We start from the raw sequence: 25603 nt of genomic DNA on the forward strand, positions 1-25603 counted from the left end.
TGCGTATGAAACGAATGTTGTTAGTGGCATATTGTGCCTTTATAATCTCTGTAGCCTTACAAGCACAGGAAACTTTTTATGAGAAGAATATCGTTTTTCCCGCCGGAGCTACGATAGAACAAAAATTAGATATGGCTTCCCGTTTGGTACCTACTCCGCAACAGTTAGAGTGGCAACAGATGGAGTTGACCGCTTTTCTACACTTTGGTATCAATACTTTCACAGGACGGGAGTGGGGAGATGGTACGGAGAATCCTGATATTTTTAATCCTGTAGAATTGGATTGTGACCAATGGGTGCGTTCCCTCAAAGAGGGAGGTTTCAAGATGGCTATCATTACGGCGAAACATCACGATGGCTTCTGTTTGTGGCCCACGAAGACCACCCGTCATTCGGTAGCATCCAGTTCTTGGCGTGACGGAAAAGGTGACGTTGTGCGTGAACTTCGTAATGCTTGTGATAAATACGGCCTTAAATTTGGTGTTTATCTCTCCCCATGGGATCGTAATGCTACTTGTTATGGGGATATTCCTGCCTATAACAGGTTCTTTGTAGAACAACTTACGGAATTGTTGACCAACTATGGCGAAGTACACGAGGTTTGGTTTGACGGTGCTAATGGTGAAGGCCCTAATGGTAAAAAGCAAGTCTATGACTGGGATACTATTTTGAAAACCATTCGCCGTCTACAACCGAAAGCTGTTACCGCCATTATGGGAGATGATGTACGCTGGGTAGGTAACGAGAAAGGTATCGGACGTGAAACGGAATGGAGTGCTACGGTACTGGCACCGGGCTCTTACCCCCGTAGTGCGCAGTTGAGGCAAGAACTAGGCGTCCTTGGAACAACCAAAGATTTGGGTGGACGAGATGTGGTGGCACGTGCTCGGGAATTGTTTTGGTATCCTTCCGAAGTAGATGTTTCCATTCGTCCGGGGTGGTTTTATCATGCCGAACAGGATAAACAGGTGAAGTCTTTGGCGCATCTGGCTGATATTTATTTCAAGTCCGTGGGTTACAATTCAGTATTGTTGCTTAACATTCCACCGGATAGACGAGGACTCATAAATGAACATGACGTAAAACGTCTCAAAGAGTTCTCGATTTATTTAAAAAAGACTTTTGGTACAAATTTCCTTTGGAAAGGTAATTTTTATTGGCAAGCGTACTCCGGTGATATTCATACGTATGAGGTTCAGAGGGGGGCTTTGGTAAATACCCTTCTCATTCAGGAAGATATTGCTAAGGGGCAACGTGTAGAAAATTTCCTTGTGGAGGCTTATTCCAATGGCTCATGGCGTTACATGGCCGAAGGAACTACTGTGGGATATAAACGACTTATTCGTTTTTCTGATACGAAGGTCGATAAGATACGTATCACCATTCGTTCTGCCCGTGGAAAAGCAAATATCATGAAGGTGGGTTTGTTTTATGCCGAACCTCTGGTTGATGGGAGTACATCAGTGCGGTTGAGTGATATATCTACTAAAGACTGGCATATCGTAGAAGGGGATGTAAACGCTCGTTTGGCCATTGATGGTGATAGAAGTACGGCTTGGCGTACCTCCTCGCTACAACCGTTGACGGTTGATATGGGACAGGTGATAGAAATTGCAGGGTTCAGTTATTCGCCTGTTACGGGTGACGATCTGTCGGGTACTATCTATAAATATGCGTTTTATGTAAGTATAGACGGGAAATCGTGGAGCCAATGTAATGTTGCCGGAGAGTTCAGTAATATTATGCACAATCCATTTCCTTATTTTGTACGTTTTGGTAAGAGTTATCGTGCGCGTTATTTCAAACTTGAACCGCTTGCTGAAATTACCGGGCAGCCTTGTACTTCTATTGGTGAAGTAGGTATTCTTGTGGAGAAATGATTTCTTTGAGGATAGAATAAAAGAGGTTGTTTCATCACGAAACAACCTCTTTCTCTTTTTGATACAACTAAAATCTGCACTATATTTTTGGAAATAGCTGAATATTTCTTTGATTAAACAAAATCCTTCAAATCCTGTTGTAGCTTTTGACGAGTAAAGAATATGCGACTCTTTACGGTTCCCAATGGAAGTCCCAATCTTTCTGCTATTTCGCGATATTTGAAACCGGAAACATGCATGGAGAACGGTACCTTATATTCGCGTGGCAATGCATTGACGATGCGGTGCATCTCTTTTAGGTCGTATGCACTTTCTGTGTTATCATATGCGGTTTCCCGTGGAGAATTCAAGTGATATAAATTGTCAGTTTGGTCTACAAATGTTTGGTCCCGTACTACTTTACGGTAATTATTTATAAAGATGTTACGCATAATTGTATAGATCCAACCTTTGAAATTGGTGTCTGGCATATATTTATCTTCATTATCCAAAGCTTTTAGGGAGGTTTCCTGTAACAGGTCATTTGCTTCTTCACGATCGGAAGTCAGTTTATATGCAAAACGTAATAAATCGTCTTGTACTCCGAGCAAATCTTTTTTAAATGTAATACTATTCATAATGTGCTTTGTTTTTTGGTTACTTGTTCGTTTAACCTTTCGGCATTGCAAGTTTACGAAACTTCTTTCTCTATGGTAGACGGATTTTAACCAATCTTTGGGGGGAAAACTATCAATTGACAGATTTTAGGTGCTTTTTGGTAGAAATTGGGTGTAGTTTTCTATCAATTATTTGCATTTAATTAAAAAGATGCGTTAATTTTGCGCAATCATTTCATCGTAAGAAGAATGGCTGACGACTCTTTATTTTTGATTGACATTGATAAAGTACTTCGGGAAAAAGCTCCGAAGCATGTAAAGTATATCCCTAAATTTGTCGTATCCTATTTGAAACGTATTGTCCATCAGGATGAGTTGAACGTTTTTTTAATGGAGTCGAAAGATAAGGTAGGGGTAGATTTCCTAAAAGCTTGTTTGGAGTTTCTAGATGCCAAATTGATAGTGAAAGGTGAAGAAAATTTGCCTAAAGGGGGGCTTTACACATTTGTATCCAATCACCCGTTGGGAGGACAAGATGGGGTGGCTTTAGGTTATGTGTTGGGGTCCTTTTATAATGGGAAGGTGAAATATATGGTAAACGACCTGTTGATGAACCTGCACGGATTAGCGCCGCTTTGCATCCCTATAAATAAAACAGGTAAACAAGCAAAAGATTTTCCGAAGATGGTTGAGGCGGGGTTTGCATCCGATGATCAATTGATAATGTTTCCCGCCGGATTGTGTTCCCGCCGCCAAAACGGGGTGATCCGTGATCTGGATTGGAAGAAAGCGTTCATTGTAAAGAGTGTTGAAGTACATCGTGATGTAGTGCCCATTCATTTTGAAGGTCGTAATTCCAACTTTTTTTATAATCTGGCAAATCTCTGCAAGGTATTAGGTATAAAATTTAATATTGCCATGCTGTATTTGGCAGATGAAATGTTGAAAAACCGTCATAAAACATTTACCATTACTATTGGTAAACCTATTCCGTGGCAAACTTTCGATAAGTCGAAAACACCTGCGCAATGGGCGCAATATGTAAAAGACATTGTATATAAATTATAGGTTGAAAATTAGAAATTAAAGGACTGGAGAACTGAAAAAGGGGAATATCTCTCCATTTTCATTTCTTGATTCTCAATTTAAGTAATATGGAAGATATAATTGCACCGATTAGCAAAGAACTGTTGAAAGCCGAGTTGACTGAAGACAAACGCTTGCGTATGACGAATAAAAGTAATAATCAGATATACATTATTACGGCTCAGGACTCTCCGAACATTATGAAAGAGATTGGACGTCTGCGTGAAATCGCATTTCGTGCTGCAGGTGGTGGAACGGGAATGTCGATGGATATTGATGAATATGATATCATGGATAATCCTTACAAGCAGTTGATTGTATGGAACCCGGAGGCGGAAGAAATTTTAGGTGGGTATCGCTATATTTTGGGTACGGACGTTCGTTTTGATGAGCATGGTGCACCTATCCTGGCTACGGCTCACATGTTCAATTTCTCGGAGAGGTTCTTGAAAGAGTATCTTCCCACTACAATTGAGTTAGGTCGTTCATTCGTTACTTTGGAATACCAATCTACCCGTGCCGGTAGTAAAGGGTTATTTGCGTTGGATAATTTATGGGATGGTTTAGGGGCGTTGACTGTGGTTATGCCCAACGTGAAATACTTCTTTGGTAAAGTAACTATGTATCCGAGTTATCATCGTCAGGGACGTGACATGATTCTTTATTTCTTGAAGAAACATTTTGGAGATAAGGATAATCTGATTGTTCCGATGAAACCGTTGAAAATGGAAGCGAAAGAGTCTGATTTAGCAGCTTTGTTCTGTAAAGATACCTTCAAGGAAGACTATAAGATATTGAATTGCGAGATACGTAAGTTGGGTTATAATATTCCTCCTTTGGTGAATGCTTATATGAGTCTTAGTCCCACTATGCGTATGTTTGGAACTGCCATTAACTATGGTTTTGGTGATGTAGAAGAAACAGGTATACTGATTGCGGTGGACGAGATACTGGCAGATAAACGTGTCCGTCATATCCAATCCTTTATAGAAAGTGAACCGGAAGCTTGTAAACTTACCTCCGGTGCAAATAAAATTTTCTATCCCAGTAGATAATTAAACGGGCAGATAAGTTAAACAGCCGGAAGGCTGTTTCCGTTGATTTTCCTGTAGAGGTCGAGCGCAAAGACATCCGTCATACCGGAAATATAATCCAATACAGCTTGTATTCTTTCGTAGAGTACAGGCGCTTTTATATTATACTGTCCCGACACACGGTTGATGAGCAGTTGCGAATAAGCTCTTTCCGGAGAACGCACAGCTTCAATCATCAGATCGAGTAATGTACTGATGATGCGGAAACCTGCTAACTCAATGTCCAATACGTCACGTGAGCGGTAAATTTTCTCCAAAGAAATATCTGCGCAGTGATTGTAAGCAGAAGCGGGTAAACTGGAAATGTGTTTAATAAGGCTTCCTTTGAATTTTCCTTCTAATATTTCTATTTCATTGTTCAAGAAGGCTTGAGTACACTCCCGGATTAGTAATCCGATGACACAAGAACGCAGATATCCGATTTGTTCGTTAACATCACTGACTATCTCCAACGTCTTCAGCATATGTAACTTCCGTTCTTCGGGGAAATAGGAAAGAAGTAAATCTTGCGTTTCACGCGTGGTTAATATCTTCAGCTTATGTGCGTCCTCAATATCCATCATCTGGTAACAGATGTCATCCGCTGCTTCTACCAGATAAACTAATGGGTGTCGGGCATATTCCAAAGGAAAATCATTCAATTTCTTCATACCCAACTCTTCGGCTATGCGTCGGAAACTATCTTCTTCTGTCGTAAAGAAGCCGAACTTGGACTTTTTACCCGCAAGGCTCGATGAAAAGGGGTATTTTACGATACTTGCCAAGGTAGAATAGGTTAAAACGAAACCTCCTTTTCTCCGTCCTTCAAACTGATGGGTAAGTAGACGGAAAGCATTGGCGTTTCCTTCAAAGTGTGTCAGATCCTCCCATTGCTCCATAGTCAGATCTTTTTTCAATGCCATGCCTCTCCCTTCAGAGAAGAAAGTTGAGATGGCACGTTCGCCTGAGTGTCCAAAAGGTGGATTTCCCAAATCGTGAGCCAGGCAGGCGGCAGATACGATAGACCCTATTTCAGGCAGGTAAGAATTTTGAAGTTCCGGTTTCCGAGCAAGAATAGCTTTGGCTACGTCATTACCTAACGAACGACCTACACACGACACTTCCAGGCTATGTGTCAATCGATTATGTACGAAAATACTACCGGGCAAAGGAAATACCTGTGTCTTATTCTGTAACCTTCTGAAAGGAGCAGAAAAAACAAGACGATCATAATCGCGCTGAAACTCAGAACGGTTCTCGCGACGTTCTTCATGAAACTCTTCCAAGCCGAACCGTTTGGCGGAAATTAGGGTGGTCCAATCCATTGCGTTAATTACAAATTATTGATTACAAGTTACAGGCTGAAAATTACAGCTTTGGCATTGATACTTATCGTTTCTTATTATTTAACTGCAAATGTATCATTATTTTGCTTCAAATTCAGTATTTTCGCCCTTTAAATAGAAGAACTCTTGTTGGAAACACTGACTTGGCAGTTTTTTGTAACTTATAATTATCATCATGAATATTCAGATTATCAATAAGTCAAAACACCCGTTACCTGCGTATGCCACCGAGTTGTCCGCAGGTATGGATCTCCGTGCTAATCTTTCCGAACCCATTTCCCTGCAACCGATGCAGCGTTGTCTGGTTCCTACGGGGTTATACATTGCGTTACCTGCAGGCTATGAAGCGCAAGTCCGTCCACGTAGCGGATTAGCTATTAAGAAAGGAATTACCGTTCTTAACTCGCCGGGAACAATTGATGCAGATTACCGGGGTGAGATCTGTATCATTCTGATAAATCTTTCTTCAGAAACCTTTGTGATTGAAGATGGAGAACGTATTGCACAGATGGTAATAGCTCGCCATGAACAGCCTACTTTGCTGGAAGTTGAAGTATTGGATGAAACAGAACGCGGTACCGGTGGGTTCGGACACACTGGTGTATAATAAAGTTTTAAATGAGAAATAGAATTTTAACTATCGTATGCTTACTGGCTTGTGCCTTGTTGGCTTCTTGCGGAACTTCCCGTCGGGGAGTAAAGGTACAATCGGCAGGTATGACTGTGGAGCTTACTCCTGAGCAGCAACGCAAATATGATTATTTCTTTTTGGAAGCCGCCCGGTTAAAAATTCAGAAAGATTATGCCGCTGCTTTTGATTTACTTCAGCATTGTTTAGCCATCAATCCGAACGCTTCGTCGGCTTTATATGAGTTGGCGCAGTATTACATATACCTGAAACAGGTACCGCAGGGACAAGCTGCTCTTGAAAAAGCGGTGGAGAACGATCCCGATAACTATTGGTACAGTCAGGGATTAGCCAATCTTTATCAGCAACAGAATGAGACGGAAAAGGCTAAAAGACTATTGGAGGGTATGACTACACGCTTTTCTGGTAAGTTAGACCCGCTATATGCCTTGCTGGAAATCTATAATCAGGAAGAGGAATATGATAAAGTGATTGGTACTCTGAACCGTTTGGAAGAGAAGATGGGTAAGAACGAGCAGATCAGTATGGAGAAATTCCGTATCTATTTGCAGATGAAAGATAACAAGAACGCTTTCAATGAGATTGAAAGTCTGGTTGCCGAGTACCCCATGGATACCCGTTATCAGGTTGTTTTGGGTGATGTTTATCTGCAAAATGGAAAGAAAGAGGAAGCTTATAATCTCTATCGGAAGGTGCTGGATGCAGAACCTGATAATGCTATGGCTATGTACTCACTAGCTTCTTATTATGATGCTACCGGTCAAAAGGAACTCTATCAGCAACAGTTGGATACCTTATTGCTAAACAAAAAAGTAGCTTCGGATACTAAATTGAATGTAATGCGCCAATTCATCGTTCAGAATGAACAGGAAAGTAAAGACAGTACTTTGGTGATTAATCTTTTCAATCGTATTCTGGAGCAAGAACCTGACGATGCGCAACTGCCGATGTTGTATGCCCAATATCTCCTTTCCAAAGGGATGAATAAAGAATCATTACCCGTTTTACGCCAAGTGTTGGAGATTGAACCAACCAATACTGCCGCTCGGATGATGCTACTTGGTGAAGCGATACGTAAGGAAGATTATGCCGATGTGACCAGTTTGTGTGAGTCAGGAATTGAAGCTAATCCTGATATGCTGGAATTCTATTTTTATCTGGCTATCGCTTATAATCAAGCGGAACGGACGGATGATGTCATTACTGTTTGTCAAAAGGCATTGACGCACGTAACAGATAATAGTAAGAAAGAGGTAGTATCGGATTTTTACTCTATTCTGGGTGATGCCTATCATACCAGAAACTTAAACAAGGAAGCATACGCAGCCTACGACTCCGCATTGGTTTATAATTCGTCGAATATCGGAGCGCTGAATAATTATGCCTATTATCTTTCGGTAGAACGCCGTGACTTGGATAAAGCCGAGGAAATGAGTTATAGAACGGTAAAGGCCGAACCCAATAACTCTACTTATCTGGACACATACGCCTGGATACTCTTTGAAAAAGGTAATTATGCCGAGGCCCGCCTTTATATAGATGATGCAATGAAGAATGACGGAGCAAAAAGTGATGTCATAGTGGAACATTGCGGTGATATCTATTATATGACAGGCGATGTAGACGGCGCCTTGAAATATTGGAAACAAGCTCTTGAAATGGGCAGCAAATCCAAAACAATTAGACAGAAAATACAGAAAAAGAAATTTATAATGGGTGATTAATCACGGTTAATCTATTCATGTTTTAATGATTAAGATAATGAGACAAAATAATATTTATGCAGCGGTTCTTTTCCTGTTGTTGGCGGTGTGTTTCGCTGGTTGTAAGACTACCCGTAAAGCGGAGACTTCTGTGTTGCCGGGAACCCGTTATCTTTCTTCCAAAGTGAAGCTGACCGTTCCCACGAAAGATGCTGTCTTTACCGTGAATGGGACAATGAAACTGATAAGCGGTGAACTTATGCAACTCTCTTTCCAGCTGCCGATTATCCGTACGGAAGTTGCCCGTCTGGAGGTAACGCCAGAAACAATATTACTGATAGACCGTATGGGTAAACGTTATGTGCAAGCCGCCCGGAAAGAACTGAAAGATGTCTTGCCCAAGAAAGCGGACTTTGCCCATTTGGAGAAGATGCTTTTCGATGCAGCCAAGCCTAATGGAAAGAAAACTTTGAGCGGTAAGGAACTGGGTATTCCTTCTCTTGAAAAAGGTAAAATAGAATTATCTGATTTCTCTGAAAATAAATTCTCCCTGGCTCCTACACAAGTGGCTTCTAAATACACCCGGGTAGAGCTAGGTGAAATCTTGGAAATGCTGATGAGCTTATGAGACGTTTGCTTTGTGTTTTAATTTGTTGTTTCTGTCTTGTCTTTTCACTCCTGGCACAGTCCAATAAACTGATAAAGGAACTGGAAAACAAACGTGGTGTCCTGCAAAAGCAGATTGCCGAGTCGGAAACACTTCTGAAAACTACAAAGAAAACAGTAGGCAGCCAGTTGAACGGACTTGCTGCGTTGACCGGTCAAATCGAGGAACGTAAACGTTACATCCTTACCATTAATAGTGATATGGAGTCTATTGATCGTGAGTTGGGTTCTTTGGAACGTCAGTTGGGACGTTTGCAACGTGAATTGAAGGATAAGAAGAAAAAATATGAATCCTCCGTTCAGTATCTTTATAAGAACCGTTCCATCGAAGAAAAACTGATGTTTATTTTCTCGGCAGAGAGCTTGACGCAAACCTATCGTCGGTTGCGTTATGTACGTGAATATGCCACTTATCAGCGTTTGCAAGGTGAAGAAGTGCTGAAAAAACAAGAGCAGGTAAACCGTAAAAAGACCGAGTTGCGTCAAGTTAAAGCCGCTAAAGAAGGTTTATTGAAAGAGCGTGAAGCTGAAAAGGCGAAGCTTGAAGCTCAGGAAAAAGAAAAGCGTGCCTTGCTTGCCGACCTTCAGAAAAAACAGCGCGGCATACAAAACGAACTGGCGAAGAAACGCCGTGAGGCTACCCAACTTAATAATCGTATTGACCGCCTGATAGCCGAAGAAATAGAAAAAGCCCGTAAACGTGCCCAAGAAGAAGCACGTCGTGAAGCGGCGGCACGTAAAAAGGAAGGAGCGAAAAACAGACAATCAGCCCCTGAAACTACTTCAAAGACTAAAGCTACTCCTTTGGATGTTTATACTATGAGTAAGGCCGATCGCGAATTGTCGGGTAACTTTGTTAATAACCGTGGTAAACTTCCCATGCCTATCAGTGGCCCTTATATTATTACCAGTCACTACGGACAGTATTCGGTAGAGGGGCTTCGCAACGTCAAGTTAGATAATAAAGGGATTGATATCCAGGGTAAGCCCGGAGCGCAGGCTCGTGCCATCTTTGATGGAAAAGTGGCCGCTGTCTTTAAACTGAACGGTCTGTTTAATATCCTCATCCGCCACGGTGCCTATATTTCCGTATATTGCAATCTGGCTTCTGCTTCTGTGAAACAAGGAGATGTGGTGACTACCAAGCAGAATATCGGTCAGGTATTTTCTGACGGAGCCGATGCCGGGCGCACTGTGCTTCACTTCCAATTGCGCAAGGAAAAAGAAAAACTAAATCCGGAACCTTGGTTGAATAAATAATCAAAACTGTCATATTAAGATTTTAATTTGTTTGTAGCGAGAGATATGTGAAATATCATAATAATATTTGTTTTTAAATGTAAAACGCGCATCTTATATGTGATAAATTGTTAATAGTTGTGCTTGTTTTTATGTATATATGTGTGTTTTTTTTAATTTTAAAATTAATTAAAAAAATAATGTTATGAAAATCAAGTATGTGTTTAGTGGAATTGTGATATTGTGTTTGTTTACAGTCGTAAATATAGTGAAAAACAATCAAGAAAATAAAGATGTCTTAAATTTAACTTTGAATCACTTAGAAGGTTTGGCTAATGAAGAGATTGAAGGAGATGAAATGAAAAAGGCAACTGCTTATGTTTGTTATTTCACTAAAAGATATTATGATGAGAATACTAATTCCATAATAGAAAAATCTGTTGAGGGTAGAGTCGGTATTTGTGATGGTGATGCCGGTCCGTGTAATTCTTGGTCATGCATAGAAAAGTTGTAATTAAAATGGTTATGATGAAAAAATGGTATATTATTTTATGCATCATATTTTGTAGCGTTGGTTGCCAACAGGGTAAACAGCAATCTGCTGTGCCCGTTTTTAATTTAGATCCTGACAGTTGCATGAACGAACTGGATATTTCCGGAATACTTGGAGATACAGTGGAGGTAATTAAGTTGGAGACAACAGACGATTGTTTGATAGGGCAGATAGATAACATCCGATTTACTGATAAGTATATATTTGTGTCAGATTTGTATACAGCCCAACGGCTATACATGTTCGACAGGTATGGAAAGTTCATTTGTACCATTGGCAACAGAGGGGCAGGTCCCGGTGAATATAGCGTAATCGGAGAATTTCTTGTGAAAGGTGACTCTTTGCTTATACAAGACTATTATCAGAATAAGTATCTTGTTTATGATATAGTGAAAAGGCGGTTTATGAATGATATACACTATAAAACCCATCATAGTGGAGCTGTAACATTAAATGATAACCTTTATTTTGTTTCAAGTTATTTTAAATCTCCATTGGGAGATTATAATTGTTTTGAGTTTAATCTGGAAACAGGAAAAACAAGTGCTTATTTACCATTTGTGAGGTCGAAAACGGTAGAACAATCAAGCGTGGCGCTAAATCATCCATGTGACTATATCAATGAATCAAAAGCCTTTGCCCATTATTTTTTTAACGATACGATCTATGAAATTGACCAATCTGGAATCAGACCCCAATGTGTCATTTCTTTTTTGAGAAATACCGGAGGGAACGACTATCATTCCATAAAGAAAGAAGGGAAAATAGTCGGGCTTGTTCATCTTCAGCAATCGGAAAAGTATATGTTGGGAATTTACACATTGGGTAATGGATTTAGATATTTCTTAATGGATAAAGATGCGTTGAATAGCATGTCAGGTGAGCTTCTCCGTATTAAGAAACTGGATAATAAAATAATGCTTGGTGAATTTTTTGTACAGGATGGTTATTTTATTTTTAAGGAAACTATTTCGTCTCTTAAACTGTGGAGGACATACTTTTATAAGTCCAAATTCCTCAATTTGTCCGATAAGCAAAAGATTCAGGATGTCATTGACTCCTCAAAGGAGGAAGATAATCCAATTATATTCAGATATAAGTTGAAAGAATAAATGTTGCCTAATTTTAATATTATGAGAAAACTGTTATTTGCTGGGTTTATGTCAATGATCGTTGTATCAACGGCAATCGGTGTATCATTGAATGTTGAGGCTCAAAGTGAGTTAAAGAATTTAGTTTTATCTACTACCGAGTGTCTGGCTAATGATGAAAATACAGATGAGGATGATTGGAAAGTTGCAATGCCGCATGATTGCAGTTATACCAAAAAAGTTTATATTGATGGGTTGAATCAAGTTGTAACTATAACAGTTCCTGGAAAAGAAGGAATTTGTGATGGGGCCTACGGACCATGTAATAGTTGGAGCTGTACAGAAATATTGAATTAGCAAAAGAGTATATATGCCTTTTTAAGTATTTTTAGATATGGTGAATGGATTATTACTATTACTTGCGTTTATTACGTGTGTTGGATGTGCTGATTCTAAAATAAATCTGGTTCAGAATGAAGTGTCTGATATTATTATCGATCCCGACCAAGTAGGTTTTGATTTAGACATATCAGATATTCTAGTCGATTCTATTGAAATTATTAAATTGGAGACCAATGATAATTGCTTGATAGGAAAAATCGGAAAAATTTCGTTTGCAGATCAGTTCATTTTTGTTTCTGACCCTGATGTGGCTCGTAAATTGTACATGTTTGATAAATCTGGTAATTTTATTAAATGCATAGGACGAAATGGAAATGGTCCCGGAGAGTATGCTGTGTTTCGCAATTTTATTGTTGCCGGAGATACGGTTCTTATTCAAGATTATTATAAAGACAAATATTTGGTATATCGGATAAAAGATAAGTGTTTTGCTGATGATATACATTATGTTCCTAATCACCATTTTGTTGTGGCGTATCAGAATGTTCTTTATTTGATATCTAATTATTTTTCTTCTAAATATGGTTGTTACAATATTTATCGGCTGGATATGAAAAAGTCCCGAATAGAGTTCGCCTTACCTTTTCCTGAAGAAATGGCCATATCGCAGAGAACATGGGGTGTGGAGCAACAAAGTTGCAGGGTAGGTCAACATTCTTTTGCTTTTTTCCCACTAAATGATACGATCTATGAGATAAACAAGGATATTATACAACCGGCTTACACATTGACTTTTTCAAAAAGAAATATTCCTCAGGATATTATCGAAAAAAATGGTGGAAGTCAGCTGATGGATTATGCCTTTTCAAATGGATGTGTGAGAGGTCCTATCCATCTTCAACATTCAGATAAGTGGATGTTGGGTACTTATGTTGACGGTAAGGAATTCAGATATATGTTGATTGATAAGAATACGAGAGAGTACAAAGTAGGTAAATATCTGGGATTTAGAAAAGAAGGTGGATTGACCATCCCGCATGTTTATTTGATGGAAGATAATTATTTTATATCTTGGTTGTCTGCTGACTTTCTGAAGGTGTGGAGAAAAACATTGGATAATGCCACGTTTAGCGATGAAAACAAGAGAAAAAACTGGATAAAATTAATTGACGCAATGAAAGAAGATGACAATCCGGTTATTATAAGATGTAAAATAAAGTAGAAATGAAAGTTAATTATTTGTTGGCTCTGATTATTGTTGTACTTCTTGTTGGTTTTAATGTCTACATTTATAGGCAAAGTGAAACCGGTCATATTATACGTAATCGCATTTTACAGTTGTATGAAAGGGATTCTGTGAAAACAAGTGGCTATAAAATAGAAAGAAAAATAAGGTCTTATGAGCTGGAAAATAATGGTAAGCGGTTGTCTCCTCTGTTGGAAGTCTTTGATACAGACGGAAATATATATACATGAAACAGTTTAAGAAAGTGGCAGGAATAAAATTTTCCATATTTAATGTTGGTACAGAATTGAATGAGTTAATACCGGATATAGAACGTCCCTATTTTTTTATTATAGAAACAAACATGAGAATAAACAACATGTATGTTCCTCAAATTGATGAGAAAAAAGTGACGGAATCATATATTCATCGGATCAAAAAATATTATTTTGTAGATTAGTTCTAATATTGCCTTATGCTGATGTGGATAGACACATTGACTGATTAATACAATGCATAACTTTGATTATTATTTGTGTTATTGTACTTGTCAGTTTCAACTGTGCGAAGCTATTTGTTCGCTATATTGAAACTAAGGGGCCGGTATGAAACTGCTATTCCCGTTAAGAGGAAACTGTCGTTCCCATTAGAGGAAACCGTCGTTCCCATTAGGGGAAACTGTCGTTCCTATTAGGGGAAACCGTCGTTCCCATTAGGGGAAACTGTCGTTCCTATTAGGGGAAACCGTCGTTCCTATTAGGGGAAACTGTCGTTCCCATTAGGAGGAAACTGCCGTTCCCATTAGGAGGAAACCGTCGTTCCCATTAGAGGAGATCGTTACTTTCCAAAAAGCAAAGGCGGCTTATGACAATAAACCGCCGATATTACATTATTTATATAATAACCTGATAATTACTTTTATATTTCAGCTCCGTCCAACAATTCCAGATAAAGCCCGATGGCTTCTTCAATCTCCTTTATGAAGATAAATTCATCTGCTGTATGGGAACGGCTGCTCTTTCCGGGACCCATCTTCATAGATGGGAAAGACATTAATGCTTGGTCGGACAGGGTTGGCGAACCGAAGGGGACGCGTCCCAAGGCGATGGCCTTCTTGACCAATGGATGCTCGGGGGATACGTGCGAAGAACTGAGACGGAAAGAGCGGGCTTTGGCTTCACAACAGATGTTCCGTTGTATTTCATCGAAAAGTTCCCGGTTACTGTAATACTCATTACTGCGGATATCTACTACAAAAGTGCAGCGGTCGGGTATCACGTTGTGTTGTGTACCGGCATTTACCATCGTCACACTCATCTTGACCGGCCCCAGTAAGGACGATTCTTTGGAAAAACGGTAGTCCCGGAACCAAGCGATGTCGTTTAAAACCTTGTATATAGCATTGTCTCCTTCGTTTCGCGCAGCGTGTCCCGAACGTCCGATGGCAGTGACATCCAGTACCATCAGACCTTTTTCGGCAATGGCCGGTTGCATTTCCGTGGGTTCGCCTACAATGGCAAACCGGATAGGAGGCAATTCCGGCAGGACTGACTCTATACCGTCTTTGCCTGAAACCTCTTCTTCGCAAGAGGCAAGGTATATCAGGTTATAAGCCTGCGTTGTACGGCATAGTTGCAGAAAAACCTGCAACAAGCTGACAACACTTGCTCCGGCATCGTTGCTTCCCAGCCCATACAGTTTCCCGTTGCTCTCCAAAGTCGGGGTAAACGGGTCTTTCCGCCAACCGTTTACGGGTTTCACGGTGTCGATGTGGGAGTTTAGTAACAAAGTCGGTTTATCTAAATCAAACATTGGACTAAGACACCATACGTTATTGCCTTTTCTTCCCGTAACCATACCTTGCATTTCAATATAATTTTGTAGAAAGTCCGCCGCTTTTTCTTCATCACGGCTTAGGGAAGGGGTGGCAATCAGAGATTGGAGCACTCCCGTCGCCTCAGAAACTAAAGTAGATAGTTCGGTTGTCATCTTCAGGTTGTATATTTGATTAATAGTGTGCAAACTTACGGATAAATCCTGAAAAAGACAGATAGTTTCAAATAAAACTAATACCTTTGTACCGTATTTACCAACTCATTAAAAATATGACTTATCATCATTTGTCTGTTCTGGTGCATCGCCAGGCAGAGAAGTATGGAGACAAAATAGCCCTAAAATACCGGGACTATGAAATTTCACAATGGATACCCATCACTTGGAATGAATTTTCGCGGACAGTGCGGCAAGTGGCCAATGCGTTAGTAGCGTTGGGTGTTGAAGAACAAAGAAATATCGGTATTTTCTCACAGAATAAACCTGAATGTTTGTTTACTGATTTCGGAGCATTTGCCAACCGTCTGGTGACTATACCGCTGTATGCCACCAGTTCACCGGCGCAGGCACAATATATCATTAATGATGCCCAGATACGTTTCCTTTTTGTAGGCGAACAATTTCAGTACGATGCTGCTTTCAGTGTGTTCGGTTTCTGCCAATCTTTGCAGAAGCTTATCATCTTTGATCGTTCGGTGGTTCGTGACCCTCGTGACAAGACTTCCATTTATTTTGATGAATTTCTGGCAATGGGTAAGGATTTGCCGTATAACGATGTCGTGGAAGAACGTATGGCACGTGCTTCGGACGATGACCTTGCCAATATACTTTATACCTCCGGCACTACCGGAGAACCGAAGGGAGTGATGCTGCATCACTTCAATTATAGAGAAGCCATTCGTATCCATGATATCCGTCTGCCATTCATGACAGATAAGGACGTGTCCATGAACTTCCTTCCGTTGACACATGTCTTTGAGAAGGCATGGTGCTATCTGTGTATCCATCGTGGAACGCAAATTTGTATCAATCTCCGTCCTGCGGATATCCAGACTACTATCAAGGAAATTCGTCCGACATTGATGTGTAGCGTACCCCGTTTCTGGGAAAAAGTGTATGCGGGTGTTCAGGAGAAGATTTCTCAGGAAACCGGTATGAAAAAGGCTTTGATGCTGGATGCTATCAAGGTGGGTAAAGCTCATAACATTGACTATTTGCGTCAGGGGAAGACTCCGCCGATGTTATTGCATCTGAAATATAAGTTTTATGAGAAGACCATTTATGCCTTGTTGAAGAAGACCATTGGTATTGAAAACGGGAACTTTTTTCCCACTGCCGGTGCTGCAGTATCCGATGAAATCTGTGAATTTGTACATTCCGTAGGTATCAATATGGTGGTGGGTTATGGTTTGACCGAATCCACTGCAACTGTTTCCTGTTTCCCTAACGAAGGTTATGAGATTGGTTCGGTAGGCAAGGTTATGCCGGATATTGAAGTGAAAATCGGTGAGGATAATGAGATCCTGCTTCGCGGTAAGACAATAACCACCGGATATTACAAAAAAGCGGAAGCGACTGCTGCTGCCATTGATAAAGAGGGCTGGTTCCATACGGGAGATGCGGGTTATATGAAAGGTGATAATTTGTATCTGACAGAGCGTATTAAAGATTTGTTCAAGACATCTAATGGTAAGTATATTTGTCCGCAAGCATTGGAAACCAAATTGGCGATTGACCGTTACATTGACCAGATCGCTGTTATTGCAGACCAGCGTAAGTTCGTTTCGGCTCTGATAGTTCCTGTTTATGGTTTTGTGAAAGATTATGCCAAGGAAAAGGGTATTGAATATAAGGATATGGCTGAATTGTTGCAACATCCTAAAATTCAGTCTTTGTTCCGTGCACGCATCGATACCTTGCAGCAGCAGTTTGCACACTATGAGCAGATCAAGCGTTTTACTTTGTTGCCCGAACCTTTCAGTATGGAACGTGGCGAGTTGACGAATACACTGAAACTGAAAAGAACTGTTGTATCCAAAAATTATAAGGAGCTGATTGATACAATGTACGAAGAATAATTTAACTTTGTACTCTGACTACATGTCGGAAGATTATGACAAAGGAAATACATATTAATGCTATTATCTGGCATCCTGAGCTTGTCGAAGAATTTTTTCTCTGTGTATATACAAAAGAGAGTAGATTTTTCGATAAGTTCAGGATGTGTTTTAAAAGTTTTGCCCTAAAGAAAATAATTGCGTTTTTCCTCTGTCTGATTTTGGGTATTTCACTTCATGCGCAAACCTCTCTCGATTCGCTACTGAAAGTACTTGATGGATTGGTTGAGCGGGGTAACCAGTATGAAGAAATAAAGCGGCAGCGTATTGCTCTGTTGAGAGAAGATGTCTTAAATCAGAGACTTTCTCTTGAAGAGTTGTATCATGCCAATCTCCGCCTTTATAATGAATATGAAGTTTATATTTGTGATTCCGCACGTCATTATATCAACCGGAACATAGAGATAGCTACCCGTCTGGGACGTCAGGACTGGCTGAATGAGTCGAAGTTGAACAAGGCGCATATTCTAGCCACTTCCGGATTGTATGCTGAGGGCGTCAGGCTATTGGAAAGTATCGATAAAAGGGAACTTTCGGATAAGTTGCTGATTGACTATTACATGTCTTTTGAGAATATTTATCTTTATCATGCGGAGTATGCTGAAGATGATGAATACAGGCCTGAATATCTCAAAAAGATGAATGCTTATCGTGACTCTGTTCTCCGTTTGGTTCCTCAAGACACTTACCCGTATGTGATAACGAAAGGTCCTTCTTTGGTCGATCAGAACCGGCAGAAAGAGGCGGAAGAATTATTAGAGAACTTTCTCTCCAAAGTGGCTCCCGATACCAGGGAATACGCTATCATTACTTCTATTCTGGCTTTTGTTTATCAATACGACGACCGGGCGGACATGCAGAAACTGTATTTGGCCAAGAGTGCCATTGCCGATATAAAAGGGGTAGTAAAAGAAAATAACTCCCTTCGGGCATTGGCTGAACTGCTTTATGGTGTGGGCGATATAGAACGGGCTAATAATTATATGAAGAAAAGCATGGCGGATGCCAGCTTGTATAATGCTCGTTTGCGTAATGTGCAGGCTTCTAAAATGTTGCCGGTGATAGATCATTCCTATCAGTTGGAGAAAGAGATGCAGCGTAAAAAACTACAGGTGTTCTTATGGGTAATCAGTATATTGTCTCTGTTTCTTATCCTGACCATTGGTTATATTATCCGTCAGATGAAGAAATTGGCTAAAGCCCGTTCCGAACTGGTTTGCGCAAATAATGAGTTGCAAAAGCTGAATGCTGATTTGCTGGATGCCAACCATCGGCAGAGACTGATGAATGATGCGTTACGGGAAACAAATTGTATCAAGGAAGAATATATCGGCCGGTTTCTTGGGCTTTGTTCCGCTTACATTGATAAATTGGAAACTTACAGGCGGATGTTGAACAAAAAAGCCGCTTCCGGTAAAGTGGAAGAATTGTATAAAACGTTGAAATCGTCCCAATTCATCGACGAAGAGCTTGCTGAGTTCTATCGTAATTTTGATAACTCTTTCTTGAATATCTTTCCGGATTTTGTGGAATGTTTCAATCGTTTGTTACCGGAAGGGGAGTCCATTGTACCCAAACAGGGTGAGCGGCTGACTACGGAACTGCGTATTTTCGCTTTAATTCGCCTGGGTATTACGGATAGTGCAAAAATAGCCAGTTTCCTGCGTTATTCCATTACTACTATTTATACCTATCGTTCCAAACTTAAAAATAAATCTCTTTATCGGGATGATTTTGAAGAAAGAGTGATGAAAATAGGTTCTTTCAAGGCTTGATTTTCTTATTCCCGATTTAGTTTTTTATCCCCTTTACTATAGTTTATCTTATTGATATTCAAGGGGTATCTTTTATGCTATTTTTAGATTTCTTTTAGTCTGCGTTTAAAATATATTCATAACTGTTGATATTTGCATCACCACCTTCCGGATAGAACGGAAGCGGAACTTATTGTTAATGTAAAATCGAAGTATTATGAATGTAAAAAGAACAAAGCAATGTCTTTTCCGGCATTTTCTCATCCTCGCCGGATTACTTGTTACAATGGCAGCTTCGGCACAGCAGTTTACGGTGAAAGGCACTGTAAGAGACATGTCCGGTGAACCAATTATCGGTGCCAATGTAATGGTAAAGGGAACTTCTAACGGATCTATTACTGATGTTGACGGAAACTATTCGGTTTCAGACGTCAGTTCGTCGTCTGTACTTGTCTTCTCTTTTATAGGGTATAAAAATCAGGAGATAGCCTGTAAAGGGCAGCGTGAAATCAATGTCGTATTGGCAGAAGACCTCCAGACTTTGGATGAAGTTGTAGTAGTGGGTTATGGTTCGTTGAGTAAGAAAGAGCTCTCCAGTTCTATCGTTCAGGTAGATAAAAGTAAATTCCAGCAGGGAGCCATGAATAATCCTATGGAAATGTTGACCGGTAAGGTAGCCGGTTTGAATGTGGTCAATACGGCCTCGGCGAATCCTAACTCTGGTTCTTCTCTCCAAATTCGTGGTGCAACGTCTATCACGGCTTCCAATGATCCGCTGATTGTGATTGATGGGGTAGCAGGAGGAGATATCCGTAACCTTTCTTCACAAGACATCGAATCGATGACTGTGTTGAAAGATGCCGGTTCTGCTGCGATTTATGGTACACGTGGCGCCAACGGTGTGATTTTGATTACTACCAAGAAAGGTGCGGGTGAGCCGGGTACGGCAAAGGTCACATACGATAGTTGGTTCGGAGTGAATATCGCCAAGTCCGGACCGGATATCCTTTCACCGGATGAGTTCCGCCGTTCACGTCGTGGTACCGATTACGGTGCGTCTACCGATTGGTATGATTTGTTGTTGAGAGACTTTTCTTACGACAACAACCAGTACGTATCCATAGACGGCAGTACGAAAAATGGTTATTACGGTGCTTCTTTCAATTATAAAAAAGCGACCGGTATCGACCTGAAGAGCGACCGTGAGGAATATGGAGGCCGTTTCGTGATTGAACAGCGTGTGATAGACAACCGCCTGCAACTGAACGGCTCTTTGAATGCACGCCGGGTAAATGAAACCTGGGGGAATGATGGTATGTTTGATACCGCACTCTCCATGAACCCCACGATGCCGCTGTATGATGATAATGGCAATTACTACCAGCCCTCTTCTCCCACAGGAACCCGTAATCCGGTGGCTGAGTTGAAAGACATCGATAATAACGGCCAGCGCATGTATGTACTGGGAACGGCAGAAGCTAAACTGAATATTCTCCGCTCGGAGAAACATATGCTGAATACTTCTATCAGTTATTCTTTGCACTACAATGATTTGAAGCAACAATACTTCACACCTTCCACCTCGGGAGAGTCTTATTGGAATGGGTATAAAGGCCGTGCGGAAGTGACGTATCAGAAATGGTACACGCAACGTTTGGAATGGTTGGCAAACTATGCGCTAACATTGGACGATCATAGTATCAAAGCAGTGGCGGGTTATACCTATGAAAATTCCCGTTGGGAACGCTTACAGGCTTCCAATAGTGATTTTGCTTACGATAACATTAAGTGGCATGACATCGGTAGCGGTAGCTACCTCAATGCCGGAAAAGCCGGTATGGCTACAGGACAGTCCGTTGCCAAGCTGATAGGTACTTTTGGACGTATCAACTATAACTGGAAGAACTTGTTGATGGCATCGGCATCTATCCGTTATGAAGGTTCCACCAAGTTCGGAAAGGATCATAAGTGGGGTGCTTTTCCCTCGGTGTCCCTTGCCTGGGAAATGGCGAACATGGGCTTCATGAAAGGTGCATCGGATGTTGTGAAGAGTTTGAAACCCCGTATCTCATACGGTGTGACCGGACGTTCAGATTTCGACTCTTATTTGTCATTGGCTACGTATAGTACTAAAGGCAGTTATTTCATGGACGGTGAATGGGTAAAAGGTTATGCCCCTTCTGTAAATGCCAACCCTGAACTGGGTTGGGAAAAGAGTATCAGTACCAATGTCGGTATCGACTTCGTATTCTGGAACCGCTTGAGAGGTTCTATTGACTGGTTCGACCGTCAGTCTAAAGACCTTCTCTATAATTACACGGCTCCTCAACCACCGTTTGTATATTCTAACATTCTTGTGAATGTAGGTACTACACAGAACCGGGGTATCGAACTTTCTGTGGACGGTGATATTTTTAAGGGAACAAAAGTGGAATGGACTTCCGGCATCAACTACTCATACGGGACAACCAAGTTGAAAGTACTTTCCAACACCATGTACCAAGCATCATACGTAGAACTGTATCAAAAACCGGGGGTAGGTACCAGTGAGTATTTCTTCCGCATTCAGGAAGGTGGCAAAGTCGGTCAGTTCTATGGTTACGAGTATGCAGGTGTAGAAGATGGCAAAATGCTGATTTATACCGATGAAGGAGAGAAAGTGCCGGTTTCGGAAGCCGATGCCAAATATAAACGTTATATCGGTAACGGAACTCCGACCTCTTACCTTTCCTGGAGTAATACATTGCGTTACAAGAATTTCGACTTGAACATATTCTTCCGTGGAGCTTTCGGATTTGAAATATTCAATATGCGTAAGTATGGTATGGGATTACAAGGCTGCGGTACGGATAATGTACTTCGTGACGCTTATCTCAAAGATAAGGATATTGTTACCGGTGGTGGTGTCATATCTTCTTTCTTCCTTGAAAAAGGTGATTACTTTAAACTGGAAAATGTGACATTGGGTTATAACTTTACTCCGAAACCCAATAAGATACTGGAAAGTATGCGTGTATTTGTTTCTGCCAAGAACCTCTTTACACTCACCGGATATTCCGGTAATGATCCTTCTATTGTATCTGTCAACGGACTGACGCCGGGTGTAGATACAAATAGCGCCTATCCTACAGCTACTCAGTTGAGTTTGGGACTGACCTTGCGGTTTAAATAATTAGTTGAATCATTCAATAGAACGAAAATATGAAATACATAAAATATAATTGGCTGTTGCTGGCCATCCTGAGTTTTTCTTTGTCGTCCTGCTTCGACCTTGATGAAGAAGTGTTTGACAGAGTGGATTCTAAGATTTATTATCAAGATGAGAAAAGTGTGAAAGGTGCTGTTGCCTCTATTTATCAGACCGGAGCGATGAGCTACATTGAATATTTCTGGTATCTCCAGGAATTTTCAGCCGACCAGGTTGCCTGGCGTTCATGGAACGGTGGCTTGTGGGGATATGATGAAGCGGAGAAATTTGTACTCTCTACTCATACATGGACTCCTGATTCAAAAATTATCCGTTCCACCTGGGAGACGGCATGGACCACTATCGGTCTTTGTAATACGTTACTTGCCGATTTGGAATCATTGGAACCTGCTTCATTGAAGATGACCCCGGAGAAGATGAAAACTTATATCGGTGAGGTACGTACCCTTCGCGCATGGGCTTATTATAATATTTTCGAAATCTGGGGAGGTGCACTTCCGCTGAATATTTCGGTAGGTACGGATATACCTCCTACGGCAGATGCGGATTTTGATACGAGCTGTAAGAAAATCTATAACTTTATTGTAACGGAGTTGGATGAGTGTGTCAACGACCTTACTACGAATAATGTGAACCGTATGAATCAGGCGGTGAACCGTATGATTAAAGCACGTTTATTGCTGAATGCCGAAGTATTTATCAAGGAAGACCATTACAGCGAATGTGCAACGCTTTGCCAGGATATTTTGGACAATAAGTACGGTACTTACTCTGTAGCGAAAGATTATCGTGATATCTATTCCATCAATAATATCAACTGTCCGGAGGTTGTAATGGCTTTTGCGTTTGAGGTGGGACAGTTGAATGGAGGTTGGATGCGTGATATGCCTTTCTTGCCTTACAATATATGGGAATACTTTAATGGTACCTATACACAGAGTCCATGGAACTGTGTTTGCTTGACTCCTTCGTTTGATAACTCCGGAAATGTCAATTCATACGGTGGGACAGATAATCCGGTATGTTTCCTGGATGCCCCTTATAATGATAAGTTGGGTGCTGTTTATGAGCGCTATGATGATAGAGATATCCGTAAGCAGAACTACGTATATGATGAGGCTGCCGGTAATTATAGAGGTATGTTCTTGAAAGGAGCTCTTAAGGCTAATTTTGGCAAGGGAGAGTCTATCAAAGCGGATGCCGACCGTGACGGGCAGCCTATAGTCTATGTAGACCAGGTAGGTACATTTATGAATAAAGGACGTAATTTGGAAACTGTAATGTCACCACGGTGGGGCGAAACGACTTCGGGTGTACGATTGATGAAATATCCGGTTTATCCCGAGTCGGTAGGTATTGATTTTCAGGATATAGACGAAGTTGAGTTCCGTTTGTCCGAGGTGGTATACATGTTGGCTGAGTGTAAGATGCGTGCTGGTGATGCCAATGCAGCTAAGGAACTGGTGAACAGTGTACGTCAACGTTATTTTTCTGCGTCGGATTGGGCTAAAGTAAAGGATGAACCGGGACGTGGTTTTACAGCTTTCGACATGGACTGGATGCTGAATCAGTGGGGGCTGGAATTCCTGTCTGAAGGACGTCGCCGTCGTACGGATTTACGTCGTTTCGATAAATTCACTCAAGGTCAATGGTGGTTCTTTGGCAGAGCTACAGAAGACGGCAAGGTACTTCCTGCCCAACGTGACCGTAAATATGAATGGTATCCGCTTCCGTCATCAGCCTTGTTGGTGAATCCGGGACTGATACAAAATCCTAATTATCAATAACATTAAATCAGAATATCCATGAAGAAGAATATATTCTACTTACTGCTGTTAATGCCGTTACTGGCGTTCTTGGGCAGTTGCGATGATAAAGACGAGATTGTGTTTGATCATGAATTACCCCAATTTGAGTTGAAGGATAACGCTATCTTGCTGGAGGTGATTATGCCGCAAGGAACGGCTACAGATGATAAAATTTATATTGTGGGTGACTTCAATGGAGGAGAAGAGGCCATTGGTCAATTGGAATGGTGTCTGGAAAAAGCTGCAAATAGTGATGTGAAGTGGGGAATTTATCTGGCACCTTCTACATTTAAGAATGGCAAGACATTGGCTGACGGATTTTATTTTGTCTCCGAAAAGCAAGGGATGGAACGTACAGTGAAGAATGAGGATGTATCTCATACCTTGAATGTAGGTGTGGGGACGCGTACCAATGTAACGGTTTCACGCTGGGCGGCTTATTTTGAAGAAGAACCGGATGAAGTGACACATGATGGTTATGTCATTTATGTTGAAGATAACTCAGGTTGGGATGCTGTGGCACTTTATGCCTGGGGAAATGACCTGCCCGAACTGTTTGGCGCTTGGCCGGGAATACAACCTACCGGAACAGAAGTAAAGGATGGTGTTACTTATAAATATTTCGATACGGGAGATGCCAATAAAGGACTGACCTATAATCTTATTTTCAATAATAACAATGGTGGTGAACAGTTTGATGCAGCAGTTGTAACGTTAGATCGTGATTATTATCTGAGAATTACAAATACTGGTTATGAGGAGATAGATCCGAGTCAGACCATCACTCATGACGGATACGCCATCTTCATTGAAGATAACTCCGGTTGGGATGCACTTACGCTTTATGCCTGGGGAAATGATTTACCCGAACTGTTTGGCGCTTGGCCGGGAATTGTCGCAACAGGAACGGTTACTATCAAAGGAATTACTTATCAGTATTTCGATACCGGAAAAGCTAATGAAGGATTAACTTATAATCTGATTTGTAACAATAATAATGGTGGTAAGCAGTTTGATTTGGCAGCAGTAACTTTAGACCGTCACTACTATTTCAGTATAACAGACAGTAAAGGGACGGAGATTGATCCGGAAAATCCCGGAGGTGAAGAACCGGAATTAAAGGAAACGCATACTCTTTATGTAATAAATAATACCGGCTGGGATGCATTATCTCTTTACGGATACGCTAATGACACTCCTGTAACTTCAGCCTGGCCGGGTATGCAGGTGACGGGTACTAAAGAAATAGGAGGTGTTATATATACCTGTTTTGAGATGGCTGCTGAACTTACAAATACCTCTCTCACTCTGATTTTCAATAATAATGGAGGAGGAAGGCAACTTCCGGATTTTCCGGTTACACTGGATCGTGATTATTACTTGGAAATTACTGCTGATGCATGTACTGAGGTAGAAACTCCTTCTGGCAATTAA

At 41.0% G+C, this 25603-nt stretch carries 21 protein-coding genes; 18 read left to right on the forward strand and 3 right to left on the reverse strand.

All coding sequences use genetic code 11. The features are described 5' to 3' along the window. The first annotated feature begins 5 nt into the window (after nt 1–5). Nucleotides 6–1880 carry an alpha-L-fucosidase gene (locus tag C1A09_RS02990; RefSeq protein ID WP_101542230.1) on the forward strand — a complete coding sequence of 625 codons (1875 nt, stop codon included), beginning with the start codon at nt 6–8 and terminating at the stop codon, nt 1878–1880. A gap of 113 nt (nt 1881–1993) precedes the next feature. Here the strand turns inward: C1A09_RS02990 and C1A09_RS02995 are convergent, their stop codons facing one another. Beyond that, nucleotides 1994–2497 (reverse strand): RNA polymerase sigma factor, encoded by a 504-nt coding sequence (locus tag C1A09_RS02995; RefSeq protein ID WP_101542231.1) that lies wholly within the window; start codon nt 2495–2497, stop codon nt 1994–1996. Between the two features lie 228 nt (nt 2498–2725). On the opposite strand from C1A09_RS02995, the gene glsA reads away from it, so the two are divergent. Both glsA and glsB read left to right on the forward strand, forming a co-directional pair. Continuing rightward, nucleotides 2726–3544, forward strand: a complete 819-nt coding sequence (glsA, locus tag C1A09_RS03000; protein WP_101542232.1) for a lyso-glycine lipid O-acyltransferase GlsA — start codon at nt 2726–2728, stop codon at nt 3542–3544. An 86-nt stretch (nt 3545–3630) separates the two neighbouring features. Then, nucleotides 3631–4617: a glycine N(alpha)-acyltransferase GlsB gene (gene glsB / locus C1A09_RS03005; protein WP_101542233.1), complete on the forward strand. Its 987-nt coding sequence runs from the start codon at nt 3631–3633 to the stop codon at nt 4615–4617. A 17-nt stretch (nt 4618–4634) separates the two neighbouring features. Here glsB and C1A09_RS03010 read toward each other — a convergent pair whose 3' ends face one another. Next, nucleotides 4635–5960 (reverse strand): deoxyguanosinetriphosphate triphosphohydrolase, encoded by a 1326-nt coding sequence (locus C1A09_RS03010; RefSeq protein ID WP_101542234.1) that lies wholly within the window; start codon nt 5958–5960, stop codon nt 4635–4637. Nucleotides 5961–6156: 196 nt separating this feature from the next. Here C1A09_RS03010 and dut point away from each other — a divergent pair, with 196 nt between their 5' ends. From dut to C1A09_RS03060, 10 genes are all read left to right on the forward strand, one after another. Next, nucleotides 6157–6588: a dUTP diphosphatase gene (gene dut / locus C1A09_RS03015; protein WP_101542235.1), complete on the forward strand. Its 432-nt coding sequence runs from the start codon at nt 6157–6159 to the stop codon at nt 6586–6588. Nucleotides 6589–6599: 11 nt separating this feature from the next. Further along, nucleotides 6600–8354 (forward strand): tetratricopeptide repeat protein, encoded by a 1755-nt coding sequence (locus C1A09_RS03020; RefSeq protein WP_101542236.1) that lies wholly within the window; start codon nt 6600–6602, stop codon nt 8352–8354. A gap of 37 nt (nt 8355–8391) precedes the next feature. After that, a complete protein-coding gene (locus C1A09_RS03025; RefSeq protein WP_101542444.1) occupies nt 8392–8961 on the forward strand; it encodes a DUF4292 domain-containing protein in 570 nt (189 codons plus the stop codon). Then, complete coding sequence (locus C1A09_RS03030) at nt 8958–10259, forward strand: murein hydrolase activator EnvC family protein (protein ID WP_101542237.1); 1302 nt, start codon at nt 8958–8960, stop codon at nt 10257–10259. Before C1A09_RS03025 ends, C1A09_RS03030 begins: the two co-directional genes overlap by 4 nt. Nucleotides 10260–10443: 184 nt before the next feature. Next, the gene (locus tag C1A09_RS03035; protein ID WP_101542238.1) at nt 10444–10752 is read left to right on the forward strand and encodes a hypothetical protein; all 309 of its coding nucleotides are present in this window, start codon (nt 10444–10446) and stop codon (nt 10750–10752) included. A gap of 11 nt (nt 10753–10763) precedes the next feature. Further along, on the forward strand, nt 10764–11903 hold the full coding sequence (locus C1A09_RS03040; RefSeq protein WP_233519854.1) for a DUF4934 domain-containing protein: 1140 nt from the start codon (nt 10764–10766) through the stop codon (nt 11901–11903). A 21-nt stretch (nt 11904–11924) separates the two neighbouring features. Beyond that, nucleotides 11925–12239 (forward strand): hypothetical protein, encoded by a 315-nt coding sequence (locus C1A09_RS03045; RefSeq protein ID WP_145998965.1) that lies wholly within the window; start codon nt 11925–11927, stop codon nt 12237–12239. Between the two features lie 37 nt (nt 12240–12276). Beyond that, nucleotides 12277–13446: a DUF4934 domain-containing protein gene (locus C1A09_RS03050; protein WP_101542240.1), complete on the forward strand. Its 1170-nt coding sequence runs from the start codon at nt 12277–12279 to the stop codon at nt 13444–13446. Nucleotides 13447–13448: 2 nt separating this feature from the next. Then, nucleotides 13449–13700 carry a hypothetical protein gene (locus C1A09_RS03055; protein WP_101542241.1) on the forward strand — a complete coding sequence of 84 codons (252 nt, stop codon included), beginning with the start codon at nt 13449–13451 and terminating at the stop codon, nt 13698–13700. After that, nucleotides 13697–13909, forward strand: a complete 213-nt coding sequence (locus tag C1A09_RS03060; protein ID WP_101542242.1) for a hypothetical protein — start codon at nt 13697–13699, stop codon at nt 13907–13909. The genes C1A09_RS03055 and C1A09_RS03060 overlap by 4 nt, the downstream gene beginning before the upstream one ends. Nucleotides 13910–14367: 458 nt before the next feature. Here C1A09_RS03060 and C1A09_RS03065 read toward each other — a convergent pair whose 3' ends face one another. Next, nucleotides 14368–15438 (reverse strand): M20 family metallo-hydrolase, encoded by a 1071-nt coding sequence (locus tag C1A09_RS03065; protein WP_101542243.1) that lies wholly within the window; start codon nt 15436–15438, stop codon nt 14368–14370. Nucleotides 15439–15554: 116 nt separating this feature from the next. Between C1A09_RS03065 and C1A09_RS03070 the strand changes: the two genes are divergently transcribed. The 5 genes from C1A09_RS03070 (at nt 15555) to C1A09_RS03090 (ending at nt 25603) form a co-directional block, all read left to right on the forward strand. Continuing rightward, entirely contained in the window at nt 15555–17360 is a 1806-nt protein-coding gene (locus C1A09_RS03070) for an AMP-dependent synthetase/ligase (RefSeq protein ID WP_101542244.1), read from the forward strand. A 35-nt stretch (nt 17361–17395) separates the two neighbouring features. Further along, nucleotides 17396–19174, forward strand: coding sequence for a SusR family glycan utilization regulator (gene susR, locus C1A09_RS03075; protein WP_503092581.1), 1779 nt, complete (start codon nt 17396–17398; stop codon nt 19172–19174). Between the two features lie 196 nt (nt 19175–19370). Next, nucleotides 19371–22325 carry a SusC/RagA family TonB-linked outer membrane protein gene (locus tag C1A09_RS03080; protein ID WP_101542245.1) on the forward strand — a complete coding sequence of 985 codons (2955 nt, stop codon included), beginning with the start codon at nt 19371–19373 and terminating at the stop codon, nt 22323–22325. Between the two features lie 29 nt (nt 22326–22354). Next, nucleotides 22355–24148 carry a RagB/SusD family nutrient uptake outer membrane protein gene (locus C1A09_RS03085; RefSeq protein WP_101542246.1) on the forward strand — a complete coding sequence of 598 codons (1794 nt, stop codon included), beginning with the start codon at nt 22355–22357 and terminating at the stop codon, nt 24146–24148. Between the two features lie 18 nt (nt 24149–24166). After that, the gene (locus C1A09_RS03090) at nt 24167–25603 is read left to right on the forward strand and encodes a starch-binding protein (protein ID WP_101542247.1); all 1437 of its coding nucleotides are present in this window, start codon (nt 24167–24169) and stop codon (nt 25601–25603) included.

The sequence above is a fragment of the Bacteroides cutis genome, assembly GCF_900241005.1.
Taxonomy (GTDB): domain Bacteria; phylum Bacteroidota; class Bacteroidia; order Bacteroidales; family Bacteroidaceae; genus Bacteroides; species Bacteroides cutis.